The following is a 14,815-nucleotide window of genomic DNA, read 5'->3' as shown; positions in this document are numbered from 1 at the left end:
CGTCACGGCCCCGGGGTGGCCCGCAGCGCGCCCGGCCTGAGCAGGGCGGCCGCCGCCGCGCGGCTGGCCCTCCTACCGAGAGCCGCTCGCGACGCCTCGCGCAGGAACACGGCACCTCTGAAGCACGCCGTTGCGACGGCCCCGTGGCGACGCCCGTACAACCGCACGCGGTTGACCGTCAGCAGAGTCCAGAGCCGGGGCGAGACCCGGGAGTCGCCGCCGAGATGGACGGCCTCGGCCGTCGGTTCCAGCTGCGTGGCGTATCCCCGGTCCCGTGCGCGCAGGCAGTACTCGGTCTCCTCCGAATACAGGAAGAAGGACTCGTCCCACGGACCGCAGGCGGCCAGGCAGTCCGCGGAGACGGCCATGAGCGCACCGGTCGCCCAGTCCGCGCGTGTCGGCCGTCGGTAGGCGGCGGGGTCGGTGACGAGTTCACTCCCGTGCGGGAAGCGCCCGGCCCGGCGGTTGCCGATGACGGCCTCGCCCAGCGCCCGGGACACGCTCGACTCGCGGCGCAGTGAGTAGTGGGGCGTGTCCCGGCCCTCTTCGTACAGGAGGGGTACGGCGATCCCCACGCCGTCGCCGAGACTGTCGACGAGACGTCCGGCGCAGCCCGGCCGCATCCGGATGTCGGGGTTGCAGATGAGAACGGCCTTGTGGGCGCCGGCGGCGGCCAGCGCCGCGTTGATGCCGGCGGCGTACCCGGCGTTGCGGCCGGTCTGGACGATGGCCGCGTCGGGGGCCAGCGCACGGAGCACCTCGACGGTGTCGTCGGCGGAGTCGTTGTCGGCGACGACGAGCCGCCAGTCGAGGCCGGCCATGCCGTCCCCGAGTGCGGCGATGAACCCGGGGAGCACCGGGGCGCTGTTCCAGGTGACGACGATGACGGCGACAGTGCTCAACGGGACTCCATGAGGTGGGGAAGCCGGTTTTCGGAGGTGTTGCGGGGCGCCGGGACGGTGGCGGCAGCGGCCTCGCGCCGGACGAAGCCCAGACAGCTGCACCCCGCCCCCAGCGTCAGGAAGTACAGGCCGGCGAACATCGGGAAGCTCAGCGAGTCGAAGGTGGCGCTGATGACCAGGGCGACCACCGACGAGGCGAAGAAGGCCTGCCCCAGTTCGCGGTCGGACTCGGTGCGGGCCAGCCGGCGGAGGGCACCGCCGTGGTGGACGCCGGTGATGAACAGCGCGAGCAGGGCGACGAGCCCGAGCAGGCCCATCTCGGCCAGGGCCAGCATGTACTGGTTGTCGGTGAAGAAGTACAGGTCCGGGGTGAAGGTGCCGAAGCCCCGCCCGAACAGCGGATGCTCCTTCAGATAGGGCACGATCGCGCCGTACTTGACCGTGCGGGCCTGGGTGCTGCTGTCGGAGTTGGACAGGAACGACGCGAACAAGCCGGTGATCGTGCCGATCAACCCGGGGACGAGCACCTTGAAGACGGCCACGGAGGCGGTCATCACGCCGATCGCGGCCCAGCGTCGGGCCGGCTTCCAGCGCGGCACCATCACCAGGGCGACCAGCAGCAGCCCGATGATCGAGGTCCGCGACACGGTCAGGGGCAGCGCGCCGGCCATGAGCACCACCGGTGCCCAGCGGCGCAGCACGTGGACGTGGCGGCGTACCGGATCGAAGGCCTGCTGGATCGCGAAGGGCAGGAGGATCGCCAGCATGCCGGCGAACTCCAGCGGCTGGGCCGTGGTGGCCCGGGGCCGGGTGAAGGCGCCGCGGCCCATGACGCTCACCTGCGCCACGCTGGTCTGGAGCCCGGGGAGGCGGAAGGAGTCGGCGATGTTGGTGGCGGCGAAGAAGTCGTAGAAGCCGATCGCGGCGACGACGGACCCCATGACCACCACCCGGCGCATCAGCACGTCCAGCCGCGCGCGGTCCTGCACACCCGCCGAGGTCAGGACGACCAGCGACACCCACACCAGGAACCCGATGAGCCCGCGGTCGGCCCCGAGAACCTCCTCGTGGGAGCTCTCGCGCGTCGCGTCCGCGACGTACGCCGCCAGGACGGCCAGCCCGAGTACGCACATCGCGACCCGTGCGAGCCTGGTGCCCGGCGCGGGCAGGATACGGCCGCCGAGCCAGGTCGCCAGGTACCACAGCAGTCCGAGCAGGGCGAAGACGTTGGCCGGGGTGCCGACGCCGCCGAGCGCGGGCAGGGCCAGGTTCGACGGGATGAAGAAGGCGAGCGCCAGGTAGACGGTGAGGATGACGGTGGCGTCCACCCGTCGGCTCAGCGGTCCTGCTCGTACCCGCTTCGGGGTGCGGTCGTCCTGCCGTCGTGGGGCCGTGCGGCGCCGGCGGCGGACCACCGCGACGCCCTCCATCAGGATCGACAGCAGGAACGCGCTGACGACGCCCAGGATGACGACGGCGGCGATGTCCTGGTAGCGGCTCTTCGACTCGGCCACCGGGGTCTGCGGCAGCACGACGGGGGCGGTCTGCACGAGATACGAGGGCGGGACCTTGGCGGCGGACTGCAGGGCGTCGAGTTGCTCACCGGCGAAGGTGGTCAGGGTGGTGGTCTCCCTGAGCACCTCGGCCCGGTCGGTTCCGGTGACGCCGAGCACGAGCAGCGGGCTGTCGCTCCGCGGCGCGAAGCCGGCCGTGTACGGGTCGGTGACGCCTCTGCTGCGCAACTCCTTGGCGGCGTCGCTCGATTCGAGGGTCCTGATCAGCACGTCGGCCGTGACGATGAGCGAACCGCCCGCGTTCGAGATGGGGTTGCCGAAGGTGGGGGCCAGCCGGGCGACGGCCGAGGAGTCCAGCAGGGCGACCGAGCTCTGCGACTGGTAGGAGACGGGGACGGTCGCGTACAGATACGCGCCGCCGAGCAGGCTGAGCAGGGTGAAGGGCACCATGACATACCAACGCCGGCGCAGAATGGCCCATATCTCACCGAGGCTCATGAACCATCCCCCCATTCGGTGGCGTCCCACCGCGTGCCCTGCCAGTATCGGGACGACGGAAGGAACTCACATGTCGCCGGGGAACGTCGCCGATGCGCTGCTCCGCCGCTGGTACGTCGTGGTGGTCGCGCTGCTGCTGACGGCCGCCGGGGCGTACCACGTGGTGCGACCCGCTCCCCGGTACACCGGCTCCGCGGTGGTCGTCCTCGAACCGCCGGTGACGCGGAACCAGCCCAACCAGCTCACCAATCTCCAGCCGCCGCTCGCCGTGGTGTCCTACGCGGTCATCCAGCAGCTGCGATCCCCCGCCGGTACCGAGGAGTTGCGTGCCGCGGGCGTTCGGGGAAGCTACCGCCTCGTCCCGCGCAACAGCGGCACCAGCGCGACACCGCGCTATCTGATCCCCTCGCTGCAGGTGCAGTCGCAGGCGTCCGGCGCCGATGCCGCCGTAGCGGCGGTCCGCCGCGTCATCGGCGTGTACACCCGGCATGTGGACCAGTTGCAGAGTGCCCAGGGAGTCCCGGCCGGGTCGCGGATCACCGCCTCCGTCCTGACCTCCCCGAGCGCCGCCCGGGTGCGGGGAGACAAGAGCCGGGGTCTGGTGGGCATGGCCCTGCTGGGCGCAGCCGCCGGGGTCCTCGGCGCGCTGTGGTTCGACCGGATCGTACGGGGGCGCCGCCGGGTCGCTCCCGGCCGTCACGCCGGTCCGGTCCCCGTGCCCCACTGAGGCGTACTGACGGGTCATCAGATACCGCGGCGCTTCCACGACTCCCACCACAGCCACTCCCGGCCGCGCTCGGCCACGGCCGACCACACCAGGGGCTGGAGCCAGGGCATGGCCTTCGGGCCGATCCGCCTGCGCAGGCGCAGCGCACGGTACTCGGGCAGCGCCCGGTATCCCGGCAGGCACTGCGCGGCGAACGCCACACACTCGTCGACCGGGACGACACCCGTCCGCCCCCGGTCGTAGGCCCGGTACGCCCGGCGCAGCGCGAAGCGGGCGAGCCGGGTGTGTACCTCGTCGGCGAGGCGGTCGGCGTGGGGCAGCCGGTCGGCGCACGTGGCGAGCACCGAGTCGAAGGCCAGGAGGCGCTGGCGCAGGTCGTCGAGCTGGCCGCCGAAGTCGGTGGTGGACATGTTCTTGCCGTGGACGCGGTAGAAGGCCTGGTCGGCGCCGCGGATGTAGCCGACGTCGGCGTGTGCGGCGAGCCGCATCCACATCGCGATGTCACCGGCGTGCGGGAGGGCCGGGTCGTAGCCGCCGACCGTGCGCTGGAGGCTGGTGCGGACGACGACTTCCGGTGAGGTGATGCAGCCGGTGCCCTCGCGGAAGCGCCGCTCCAGCCACCACTGCCCGGGGTAGACGACCGAGCCGGTGCTGTGCGTCCGGGCGGCCGGAAGCGGGCCGCCGTGCCGGAAGCGCAGCGGGCGCCCGTAGGCGAACCCCGCCTCGGGATGGGCGTCCAGCAGCGCGGCGGCCCGCACCAGAGCCCCCGGGACCAGCCGGTCGTCGGCGGACAGGAGTGCGACGTAGTCGCCGTCGGCCCATTCCAGGAGGCCCTCGTTGTAGGTGGCGATATGGCCCTTGTTGGCCGTGTGGACGCGGACTTCGATGCGGGGGTCGGAGGCGGCCAGCTTGCGGGCGGTCTCCGCCGAGTCGTCGGGCGAGGCGTCGTCGATGATGAGGACCCGGACGTCGACGCCGTCCTGCTCGTCCAGAACGCTGTGTACGCAGTCGGCGAGGAAGTGGCCGTACCGGTAGCACGGGATCACGACACTGACGGTGCTCATCGATGCAGGGAGCCAATCTTCTTGCGGACGGTCTTGGCGGTCAGGGTCCAGCCGCGGGACTTCACCGTGTGGTGGTGCCGGTCCCGGGCCGTGACGGTGACCGTGAACCGTGTGCCGTCCGGCAACGGGGCCGACAGGTGGACGGACACTTCGCGGGTGGCCCGGTCGTACGAGGTGACGGGGGTGACGTGGAGCTTGCCGGCGGTCTTGGAGCCGCTCAGGATGGTCACGGTCGCCGTGACGGACGACAGCCGGGCCGAGGCGGGCAGGGCCAGGACGAGGGCGTCCGGCGCGTCGGCGGTGTGTGTCACCGAGGACGCGGTCACCTCCGAGGCCTTGGCCGTCGACGGGGACGTCCTCGGGTTGTCGGCGGTGAAGACCGGACCGACCCAGTAGTTCGCGGAGCCGTAGGAAGCGTTCGGGAAGGCCGGCCCGGTGCCGTACCGGTAGAGCCCGTTGTGGTGCGCGGCGGTGTCGGCCGTGGCGGTCAGCGGATAGGACTGGTGGGCTGCGGCGAAGTAGCCGCCGTCGACCGCGTAGTTGCCGTGCGGAGCGTGGTAGGAGACGACATATGGGGTGCCCGCGGTGACGGCCACCGGGGTGGCGAAGGTCAGCTGCTGCCAGCCCGAGGCCGTCTCGCCGGTGAAGGTGCCGGTGGCGAGCAGCGTGCCGTCGTCGGTCCACAGGCTGCCGGTGTGCGTGCCGGTGTTGCCGGTGCCCTTGTAGAAGGTGACGCCGGTGATCCAGCCGGCCGCCGAGGAGGTGAACCGGGTTCCCAGCTCCACGGAGTTGGTGTCGCTGGTCATGCCGGTGTTCGCGGGCGCGGAGGAGGAGCCCCACAGGGTGCAGGGGCAGGTGACCGCGGGCGGCGTGGAACTGGTGGTGAAGGACCAGGTCACCGGGTCCGCCATGGTGTTGCCCCACAGGTCGGAGGCCTGGACGGACGCGGTGTAGGTGGTGTGGAGTTCCAGTTCCGTCGACGGGGTGAAGGTCGCCTTGTCGGACGCGGGGAGCGTGGTGGTGCCCGGCACGGTGGTGCCGTCCGGGCCTTTCAGGGTGACCGTCAGGTTGTCGGCGTCGACGGCCGAGCTGAGGACGGCCGACACCGGTGCCGTGATCGACACTCCGGCCGCCCCGGACGTCGGGGAGGTGGAGGTGACGGTGGGCGGGGTGGTACTGGCCGTCGAGGTGTCCAGTACGACGTCGACCCAGTAGTTGCTGCCGGAGGCCTGCGAGGACGGGAACGCGCTGGTCGCACCGTAGTGGTAGACGCCGTTGCCGCCGGCGGTGCCGGACTTCAGTGCGGTGAGCGGGGCCAGGCCGGCGTCGCTGCCGGAGAAGTAGCCGCCGTCGTAGGAGTATCCGCCGTTCGGGGCGAAGTAGGAGGCGACGTAGGTGGTGTTGGCCTTGACGCTGACCGGGGTGGCGAAGTTCAGCTGCTGCCAGCCGGAGGCCGTCTCCTTGGTGAAGGTGCCGGTGGCCAGGCGGGTACCGGAGGCGGTCCACAGGCTGCCGGTGTGGGTGCCGGTGTTGGCGGGTGACTTGTAGAAGCGGACGCCGGTGATCGAACCGGCCGTGGTGGTCCGGAACTTGACGCCGAGCTCCACCGAGCTGCCGTCGCCCGCGTTGAGGGTGCCGGGCACGGCCGAGGCCGGCCAGACGGTGCAGGGGCAGGTCTGCGGGCCGACGGTCACCGGGACGGTGGTGACCGCGCCGGTGTTGACGCTGTCGTCGACCGCGCGGACTTCGACGGACGCCGGGCCGGGGGTCGTCGGGGTCCAGCTGTAGCTCCAGGACGCCAGGCCGTTCGCGGCCTTCCAGGTGGTTCCGCCGTCCGTGGACACCTCGACGCGGGCCACCACGCCTCCGCCGGAGTCGGTGGCCGTACCGGTGAGGGTGACCGGCTTCAGCGCCGGTACGGTGATTCCGGGGGCCGGGCTCTTCACGGTGACGGCCGGACCCGTTGTGTCGGTGGACGCCGTCGCGGTGACGAGGTTGTTCTGGAGGGTCAGTGGCCTGACCCCCATGTCGGCGAGGATGTTCACGGTCGCCTGCTGCATCCGGGCGTCCTCGGTGACCACCGTGTCCTCGGGGTTGTAGGTGGGGATGTCGGTCAGGCCCCACGACCACTGCACGGTCCCCGCCCCGAACACCAGGGCTCCGGAGTCCTGGTCGCGGAACTCGACGAGGCTGTGTGTCGCCGTGCCGTTGCCGTACACGTTGCCCCAGTCCGTGCGGAGCTTGCCGTCGTTGATGTCCACGGTCGTGGACGACAGGTCGATCTCCCCCGGGGGCCTGGTGCTGTTGTCGATGTCGCTGTCCCACTCGTAGCCGAGGGTGCCCGTCGGGAAGGTGGCGGTCTGGCCGGCGGTGAGGGTGGCGACGGAGGTGTTGCGCCACAGCCGGTTCCTGCCGTAGGAGCCGGGGACCGTGATGGCGTCGCTGCGGTAGCCGTTCACCTGGAACATGGAGCCGGTGAGGATGTTCGGCGGCTGGTAGGTCTGGCCGTAGTGGGTGCTGGCCGGGTCCATCCAGGTGCCGGTCCAGCCGCCGCCGGGGTCGGCGACGCCGTTGTTCTGGGCCATCTTGGTCATCTTGTAGCAGACCAGGGTCCGGTTCGCCGTGCCGGCGCCGTCGACGCTCGGGGCGAGCCGTGTCTTCCAGAAGACCTCGTTGCCGCTGAAGAAGGCCTCGCGGACGCCTGCCTTCCGGGCCGCCAGGACGTTGGAGTACTGGCTCTGCGTCCAGTACTCGTCATGGCCGGAGGACATGTACACCTGGTGCTTCTTCAGCAGGGTGGCGCCGTTGGCGGACACGTCCACGCCGGACAGATAGCTGACGTCGTAGCCGTTGCGTTCCAGCCAGGACAGCATCATGTACTCGGAGCCGTAGATGCCGTTGTCACCGCCGATGTCCAGGGGCCGGTTGTAGCTGACCTCGTAGGCGCGGCCGTCCGGTGCGGGCCCGGCGCCGCCGTAGAGGTCCTGGCCGCCGTAGTCGTTGTAGGCCTGCCAGGTCTGGTCGCTGGTCTGTACGACGATGTCGGAGGTGCTGGAGTCGTTGCGGACGACGAACGGGTACGGCATCAGTCCGTCGCCGTCCGTCTGCGAGAGGTTGGCGATGTACAGGCCGGACACGGCGTTGCCGGGTACCGTCCAGGTCGCGGTCACGGGCCAGTTGCCGCAGTCGACCAGGCCGGTGCTGCTCTTGCTGGTGCAGCCGGCCGGCTTGGTGGTGTAGTTGGCCGGATAGGTCACGGCCGCCTGGGCCGCGGTGGACATCTCGCGGGCGCCGTCCCCGCCGTACCAGCCCAGGCGGTAGATCTCGATGTGGTAGGAGACCTTCGACTGGACCTTGAACTGGACGGTGTCCCCCGCCTGGACGCTCTCCCTGGTGGAGAACCCCTGGATGTCACCGTAGGCGTTGGGCGAGAACCAGTCGGACTTGGGGCTGCCCGGCCTGGAGTTCTCGCACACGACCGGGTTCGAACCCGCTCCGCAGGGATCGGATGCCGCCTGGGCGGGCACAGCCTGGGGGAGCACCGCCCAGATCAGTGCCGCCACGACGGCGAGGCGGACCCCGCGGATCCGTCTGGTCCATCTGTTCATGTGTTACCTCTCAGCGCTTCCGAGCGCGTCCGTGAGCCTGTCCACGACGCGCTGCTGCTGGTCGGCGGTGATCTGCGGGTAGAGCGGAAGCGACAGGATCCGGCCGGCCGCCCTCTCGGCGTTCGGGAAGTCGCCGCGGTCGTGGCCGAGACGGCGGTACGCGGGGGTGAGGTGGACCGGGGCGGGGTAGTGCACGCCCGCGCCGATGCCCTCGGCGTTGAGCTTGCCGACGACGTCGTCGCGGTCCGCGCCGGCGAGCTGGACGACGTACAGGTGCCATACGTGGACGTTGCCGGGCGCCGTCGTCGGGAGCACGATCCGGCCGGTGGCCGCGAGGTCGGCGAGCAGCGCGTCGTAGCGGGCCGCGGCTGCCCGCCGGGCCGCGTTGCCGTCCGTCAGCCGGGCCAGCTTGGCCCGCAGGACGACGGCCTGCAGCCCGTCGAGGCGGCTGTTGAACCCTGGTACGTCGTGGCGGTACTTGGCGACGCCGCCGTGGTTCGCGATCGCCCGCACCAGGCCGGCCAGTTCCTCGTCGTCGGTCAGCACCGCGCCCGCGTCGCCGTAGGCACCCAGGTTCTTGCCCGGGTAGAAGCTGGTGGCCGCGATGCCGCCACTGCCCGGCGAGCGGCCGTCGCGGGTGGCGCCCTGGCACTGCGCGGCGTCCTCGACCACCCTCACCCGGTCGGGCAGGTGGCCGGCCAGTTCCGTCACGTCGGCCAGCTGCCCGTAGAGGTGCACCGGGACCACCGCGCGGGTGGCGGGCCCGACCGCGTCCAGCGCGGCCCGGGGGTCGAGCAGGTGGGTGTCGGGCAGGCAGTCCGCCAGGACCGGTCGCGCACCGGTCCTGGCCACCGCGCCCACGGTGGCGATGAAGGTGTTGGCGGGCACCACGACCTCGTCGCCGGGTCCGACCCCACTGGCGCGCAGGGCGAGTTCGACGGCGTCGGTGCCGTTGGCGACGCCCACGCAGTGCGCGACACCGCCGAAGTCCGCGTACTCGTGCTCGAATCGGCGGACCTCGTCACCACCGACGAACGCCGTGGCGGCCAGGACCCGTTCGAATCCGGCCCGTACCTCCTCGGCGACCTCCGCGTGGGCCGCCTTGAGGTCGACAAGCGGAATCTGGTTCACAGGACGGGTCCTCCCCTGGTGCGCGTCGCGAGTTCGTCAAGCGCGGGCGCGTCCGCCGCGCGCAACCGCCGGGCCGGGCACCCCGCCCAGACCTCGCCCGTCGGTACGTCGCCGAGCACGGCGCTCCCCATCCCGACCAGCGACCAGGCGCCGACCGTCGTGCCCTCCCTGACCAGGGCTCCGGAGCCCAGATAGGCGCCCCGCTCCAGCCGCACTCCCCCGCCCAGGCGGACGCCGGACGCGAGGGTGGCGCAGTCCTCGACCACGTCGTCATGGGTGAGGACGACCTGCGGCATCACCGCGACATGCGCGCCCACCCGCACGGCGGCGGTCAGGACGCAGTGTGCGAGCAGGACCGAGCCGGGGCCGACCCGGGAGGTCGATGACACCGCCGCCGTCGGGTGGATCACGGTGGCGTAGCGGTCCGGGGGCAGGGCGAGCCTGCGGACCAGACGGGCGCGGGCCGCGTAGTCACCGGGGTTGCCCACGCAGACCACCACCCGGGCGCCGGGCAGGTCGTGGACCAGGTCGCAGCCGCCGAGGACGGGCACGCCGTCCACGTCGGTGCCGTGCAGGGCGGGGTTGTCGTCGAGGTGTCCGAGCAACCGGATGTCGGCCGCGGCGCGTACGGCCTGTGCGGTCTCCCGGGCGAAGCCGCCCGCGCCGACGATCAGCAGCCCGTTCATCTCGGGGCCTGTTCGCGCAGTGCCGCCACGACACGGTCCTGCTGGGCCTCGGTCATCGTGTGGAAGAGGGGCAGGATCAGTGAGTCGCGGCTGATCCGCTCGGTGACCGGCAGCGACGCGCGGGGGTGGTCCGCGTAGGCGGGTTCGAGGTGGGCGGCCATGATCCCGCGCCGGGCGGAGACGCCGGCCTCGGCGAGCACGGCGAGCAGGTCGTCCCGGCCGACCGGGAAGTCCTCGTCCAACAGCACCCAGTACGACTGGAAGTTGCTGTGGCCGTGCGCGGGGTCGCGTACGGGGGTGAGGCCCGGGACGTCGTGCAGCAGTGTGTCGTAGCGGGCCGCCAGCTCCCGGCGGCGCGCGATCATCGCGTCGAGTTTGCCGAGCTGGACCAGGCCGACCGCGGCCTGGATGTCGGTCATCCGGTAGTTGAAGCCGACCTCCAGGTAGCTCTCCAGGACCGGCTGGGTGCTCGCGTGACGCTCGGCCGCGGAGGCGTTCATGCCGTGTTCGCGCAGCCTGCGCAGGCGGGCCGCCCACTCGGCGTCGTCGGTGGTGATCATGCCGCCCTCGCCCGTGGTGACGACCTTGCGGGGGTGGAAGGACCAGGCGGCGAGCAGCGCGCCGTGACCCACCGGCTTGCCGCCGACGGTGGAGCCGATGGCGCAGGCCGCGTCCTCGACCAGCGGCAGGTCCCAGTCGGCGCAGGCGGTGCGCAGGGCGTGTACATCGGCCGGTACGCCGCCCTGGTGGACGGCGAGGACGGCCTTGGTGCCGCGGGTGCGGACCGTGTCCACGGTGGCCGTGGTCAGGTTGCCGGTGGCCGGGTCGACGTCGGCGAAGACGGGCTCGGCGCCGACGTGGCGCACGGCGTTGGCGGTGGCGATGAACGACAGCGAGGGCAGCACGACCTCGTCGCCGGGCCCGAGGCCGAGCGTGACGAGCGACAGGTGCAGAGCGGTGGTGCAGGAGCTGACCGCGACGGCGTGCTCGGCGCCCACCCGCTCGGCGAAGGCCCGCTCGAAGGCGGCGACCCGGGGACCCTGGGCGACCCACCCGGACAGCACCGCGTCGGAGGCGGCCCGGGCCTCCTCCTCGCCGAGCCAGGGGATCATCACCGGGATGCGATCGGCACTCACTCGGCCGCCTCCCGCTCCGCCCGCCACCACTCCACCAGGTCCCTGAGCCCCGTGCGCAGGTCGATCCGCGCCGTGAACCCGAGCCGCTCGGCGGCCCGCGTGGTGTCCGCGAGCCTGCGGGTCACCCCGTTCACCGCGCGGGCCGGCCCGTGCACGGGCTCCAGGCCCTCGGCGCCCATCGCCTCCAGCAGGCCGTCGGCGAGCTCGCGCAGCGAGGTCTCCGTGCCGCTAGCGACGTTGAACACCTCGTCGGTGAGGTCCGACTCGGCGGCCAGCACGTTGGCCCTCGCGATGTCCCGCACGTCGACGAAGTCCATGGTCTGCGTGCCGTCGCCGAGGATCACCGGCGGCTCGCCCGCCCCGATGCGCTCCATCCAGCGGATCAGCACCTCGGTGTAGAGGCCGTGGATGTCCATCCGGGGGCCGTAGACGTTGAAGTAGCGCAGCGCCACGTAGTCCAGTCCGTACATGGCGTGGAAGCTGCGCAGCATGCCCTCGTTGAAGGCCTTCGCGGCGCCGTAGAAGGTGTCGTTGTGGTAGGGGTGGTGGCGCTCGGTCGTCGGGAAGGTCTCGGCCATGCCGTAGACGGAGGCCGAGGAGGAGGCGATCACCTTGGCCACCCCTGCCTCGGCCGCCGCCTCCAGGACGTTGAAGGTGCCGTCGACCAGCACCTCGTTGGCGAGCCGTGGCTCCTCGGCGCACTGGGTGATACGGATCGCGGCGAGATGGAACACCAGGTCGGCGCCCTCGGTGGCCTTCCGCACGGTGCCGGCGTCCCGGATGTCGCCCTCGACGACCTCCACGACGCCGCTGGGCAGGGCCCGGGCGAGGTTGGCCCGCCGTCCGCGCACGAAGTTGTCGAGTACGACGATCTCGCGGGCGCCGCCCTCGGCCAGCAGGTCGACCAGGTGGGAGCCGATGGTGCCCGCTCCCCCGGTGACCAGGATCTTCTTGCCTCGTACGCTGCTCAAGTGCCTTGCCCTCTCGGTGGATTGACGGGATCAGCGTCCGGCGCGCAGGCCGACGACCGCGCCCCGGAACTCCAGGCTCCGGGACGCCGCCTCAAGGATGTCCAGCACCCTGAGGCCCGCCCGGCCGTCGGTCAGCGGCGCCCGGCCCGCCCTGATCGCGTCGGCGAACTCGTCGACCATGCTGCGCAGCGCTTCCTTCTCGCCGATGGCGGGCGCGACCATGTCTCCGGAGCGGTACGAGATGAGCATGTCGCGGCGCTCGTCCGCGCCGATCTCCTGCGGTGCGGCCAGGTCCACGCCCCGGTCGTAGATCGCCACGCGCTGCAGGGGGTTGAGGTCGTCCCAGACCAGGGTGCGTTTGGCGCCGCCGACCATGGTGGTCCGTACCTTGGTCGGGGACAGCCAGTTGACGTGCACGTGGGCGATGGCACCGGTGTTGAGCTGGAGCGTCAGATAGGCCACGCAGGCCTGTCCGGCGCCGATCGGGTCGGCTCCGTGGGCGGCGACGGCGACCGGTTCGACGTGGTCGGGGAGGATGAAGTCGAGGATCGACAGATCGTGCGGGGCCAGGTCCCACAGGACGTCGATGTCCTTCTGGACGAGGCCGAGGTTGATCCGGACGGAGTCGACGAAGTGGATCTCGCCGAGGGCGCCGGAGCGGACGAGTTCCCGGATGCGGCCCACGGCGGGTGTGTAGCAGTAGGTGTGGTCGCACATGAGGGTGAGGCCGCGTTCCTCCGCCTCGGTCACCAGGCGCATCCCGTCGGCGTACGTCGCCGCGAGGGGCTTCTCCACCAGGACGTGTTTGCCGGCGCGCAGGGCGGCCAGGGCGATGTCGAGGTGGGTTCCGGCGGGCGTGGCGACGGCGACGGCGGCGACGGAGGGGTCGGCGAGGACGGCCGCGTAGTCCGCGGTGGCCTGGACCGTCGAGTACCCGCCGAGGACCCGCTGGGCCCGCTCCACGTCCAGGTCGCACAGCCGGCGCAGCCGGAACCGCTCGCTGGCCTGGAAGTTGCGGACGAGGTTGGGGCCCCAGTAGCCGGCCCCGACGACCGCGACCCCCAACGGCTCGGTGGTCTGCGTCACTTGGTTCCTCTTCCGTTGGTCCATCAGTACGCCCCCGTTCCTCGCACCACTGCGGACCCGGTGCGCACCAGGATCGACAGGTCGAGGCCCATCGACCAGTTGTCCACGTATCCGAGATCGAGCCGGACCGCCTCGTCCCAGGGCAGGTCGGAGCGGCCGCTGACCTGCCACAGGCCGGTGAGGCCGGGCTTCACGAGCAGCCGGCGCTTGATGTCCGGCGTGTACTGCTCCACCTCCTGGGGCAGCGGCGGGCGGGGACCGACGAGTGACATGTGGCCCCGGACGACATTGATCAGCTGCGGCAGTTCGTCGAGTGAGCTGCGGCGCAGGAACGAGCCGACCCGGGTGATCCGGGGGTCTTCCCGCGCTTTGAACAGCAGGCCGTCGCTGTTCTGGTTGAGGTGTTCCAGTTCCGCCCTCAGGGCCTCCGAGTCCGGCCGCATCGTGCGGAACTTGAGCATGGTGAAGTGGTCGCCGTACCGGCCCGCCCGCTGCTGTCTGAACAGCGCGGGGCCGGGGCTGTCCAGCCGGACGACCAGGGCGATCAGCAGCATGGGCAGGGCGAGGGCCGCGAGGAGAGCCGCCGCGAGTGTCCGGTCCAGCAGTTCCTTGGGCAGCCGGGAGATCCGGGACAGGTTCGGCGCCTGTAACCGCAGCAGCGGCACCCCGTTGGTGGGCCGTACGGCCAGCCGGGAGGCGGCCACGTCGGTCAGCACGGGGGCCAGCAGGAAGTCGACGCCCTGGACGGCTGCCGTCCACGACATCCGGCGCAGGACGGAGGCGTCGGCGCCGGGCACCGGCAGTGCCACGACGGTGCTGATGCCCAGGGCCCGGACCACGTCGTGCATGTCGCCGAGGCCGCCGAGGAAGGGCATCCCCAGCCTGCGGGTCCGCGCGGCGTTCTCGGGATCGCTCAGGCAGACTCCGGCGACCTGCAGTTCCTGTGCCCCGCCGCGCCGCAGCACCGCGGCCAGCTCCACAATGCCGTGCGAGGGCCCGACCAGGAGCGTGGCGCTTCGGTCCCGGCCCCGTGACCATCGTCGGTGCAGCCGGCGGCGCAGGGTGTACCGGGCGGGCAGGGCGAGCGCGGCGACCGGCACGGCAGCCATGGCCATGTCATGAAGGAGGCCGGAATCGTGCGTGTACAACCAGGAGGCGGCCACGGCCAGCGCCGGCAGCGCGACCGCGCCTCGAAGCACCCGTCGGTACTCCTCGCCGCCCAGGCCCAGAGCGCCGCGGTCGTAGGAGCGATGGACGAGCATGACGACGATCCACGCCGGGGGCAGGACCAGCGCCACCGCCCAGCGGCCGTAAGCCGCGTGGATCAGGAAGGCCGCGGCAACGGCCGCTAAGCCGTCCGCGAGCAGCAGGGCTATCCGGTACTTCTGCTCCCAACGTCTTCGGCGACCTTGTGGAGTTCTGTGTTCCACAACCACATGCTCATGCGTGACCTCAATGGTCATGCCACCCCCCACATGCGCGGCTGTCCTGA

General features: G+C 71.7%; 11 protein-coding genes. 1 reads left to right on the top strand and 10 read right to left on the bottom strand.

Going from position 1 to position 14,815, the window contains the following annotated elements; genetic code table 11:
• Positions 1-2: 2 nt before the first annotated feature.
• Both ABT171_RS29015 and ABT171_RS29010 read right to left on the bottom strand, forming a co-directional pair.
• Positions 3-902 carry a glycosyltransferase family 2 protein gene (locus ABT171_RS29015; protein WP_351248858.1) on the bottom strand — a complete coding sequence of 300 codons (900 nt, stop codon included), beginning with the start codon at positions 900-902 and terminating at the stop codon, positions 3-5.
• On the bottom strand, positions 899-2,914 hold the full coding sequence (locus ABT171_RS29010) for an O-antigen ligase family protein (protein WP_351248856.1): 2,016 nt from the start codon (positions 2,912-2,914) through the stop codon (positions 899-901). Before ABT171_RS29010 ends, ABT171_RS29015 begins: the two co-directional genes overlap by 4 nt.
• A gap of 70 nt (positions 2,915-2,984) precedes the next feature.
• Here ABT171_RS29010 and ABT171_RS29005 point away from each other — a divergent pair, with 70 nt between their 5' ends.
• Positions 2,985-3,641, top strand: coding sequence for a hypothetical protein (locus tag ABT171_RS29005; RefSeq protein WP_351248854.1), 657 nt, complete (start codon positions 2,985-2,987; stop codon positions 3,639-3,641).
• A gap of 17 nt (positions 3,642-3,658) precedes the next feature.
• Here ABT171_RS29005 and ABT171_RS29000 read toward each other — a convergent pair whose 3' ends face one another.
• Genes ABT171_RS29000 through ABT171_RS28965 form a run of 8 tightly spaced genes read right to left on the bottom strand, consistent with a single transcriptional unit; the run spans position 3,659 to position 14,753 of the window.
• The gene (locus tag ABT171_RS29000; protein ID WP_351248853.1) at positions 3,659-4,705 is read right to left on the bottom strand and encodes a glycosyltransferase family 2 protein; all 1,047 of its coding nucleotides are present in this window, start codon (positions 4,703-4,705) and stop codon (positions 3,659-3,661) included.
• Complete coding sequence (locus tag ABT171_RS28995) at positions 4,702-8,313, bottom strand: DUF4082 domain-containing protein (protein ID WP_351248851.1); 3,612 nt, start codon at positions 8,311-8,313, stop codon at positions 4,702-4,704. The genes ABT171_RS29000 and ABT171_RS28995 overlap by 4 nt, the downstream gene beginning before the upstream one ends.
• Before the next feature lie 3 nt (positions 8,314-8,316).
• Entirely contained in the window at positions 8,317-9,444 is a 1,128-nt protein-coding gene (locus tag ABT171_RS28990) for a DegT/DnrJ/EryC1/StrS family aminotransferase (RefSeq protein ID WP_351248849.1), read from the bottom strand.
• Positions 9,441-10,130, bottom strand: coding sequence for an acetyltransferase (locus ABT171_RS28985; RefSeq protein WP_351248847.1), 690 nt, complete (start codon positions 10,128-10,130; stop codon positions 9,441-9,443). The genes ABT171_RS28990 and ABT171_RS28985 overlap by 4 nt, the downstream gene beginning before the upstream one ends.
• The gene (locus tag ABT171_RS28980; RefSeq protein WP_351248845.1) at positions 10,127-11,266 is read right to left on the bottom strand and encodes a DegT/DnrJ/EryC1/StrS family aminotransferase; all 1,140 of its coding nucleotides are present in this window, start codon (positions 11,264-11,266) and stop codon (positions 10,127-10,129) included. Before ABT171_RS28980 ends, ABT171_RS28985 begins: the two co-directional genes overlap by 4 nt.
• Positions 11,263-12,237 carry an NAD-dependent epimerase/dehydratase family protein gene (locus tag ABT171_RS28975; RefSeq protein WP_351248843.1) on the bottom strand — a complete coding sequence of 325 codons (975 nt, stop codon included), beginning with the start codon at positions 12,235-12,237 and terminating at the stop codon, positions 11,263-11,265. The genes ABT171_RS28980 and ABT171_RS28975 overlap by 4 nt, the downstream gene beginning before the upstream one ends.
• A 30-nt stretch (positions 12,238-12,267) precedes the next feature.
• Complete coding sequence (locus tag ABT171_RS28970; RefSeq protein WP_351248841.1) at positions 12,268-13,323, bottom strand: Gfo/Idh/MocA family protein; 1,056 nt, start codon at positions 13,321-13,323, stop codon at positions 12,268-12,270.
• A 23-nt stretch (positions 13,324-13,346) separates the two neighbouring features.
• Positions 13,347-14,753, bottom strand: coding sequence for an exopolysaccharide biosynthesis polyprenyl glycosylphosphotransferase (locus ABT171_RS28965; protein ID WP_351248839.1), 1,407 nt, complete (start codon positions 14,751-14,753; stop codon positions 13,347-13,349).
• Positions 14,754-14,815 lie beyond the last annotated feature (62 nt).

It is taken from the genome of Streptomyces sp. NPDC001851, from assembly GCF_040297165.1.
GTDB lineage: Bacteria > Actinomycetota > Actinomycetes > Streptomycetales > Streptomycetaceae > Streptomyces.
This window is presented reverse-complemented; position numbering and strand designations above follow the sequence as displayed.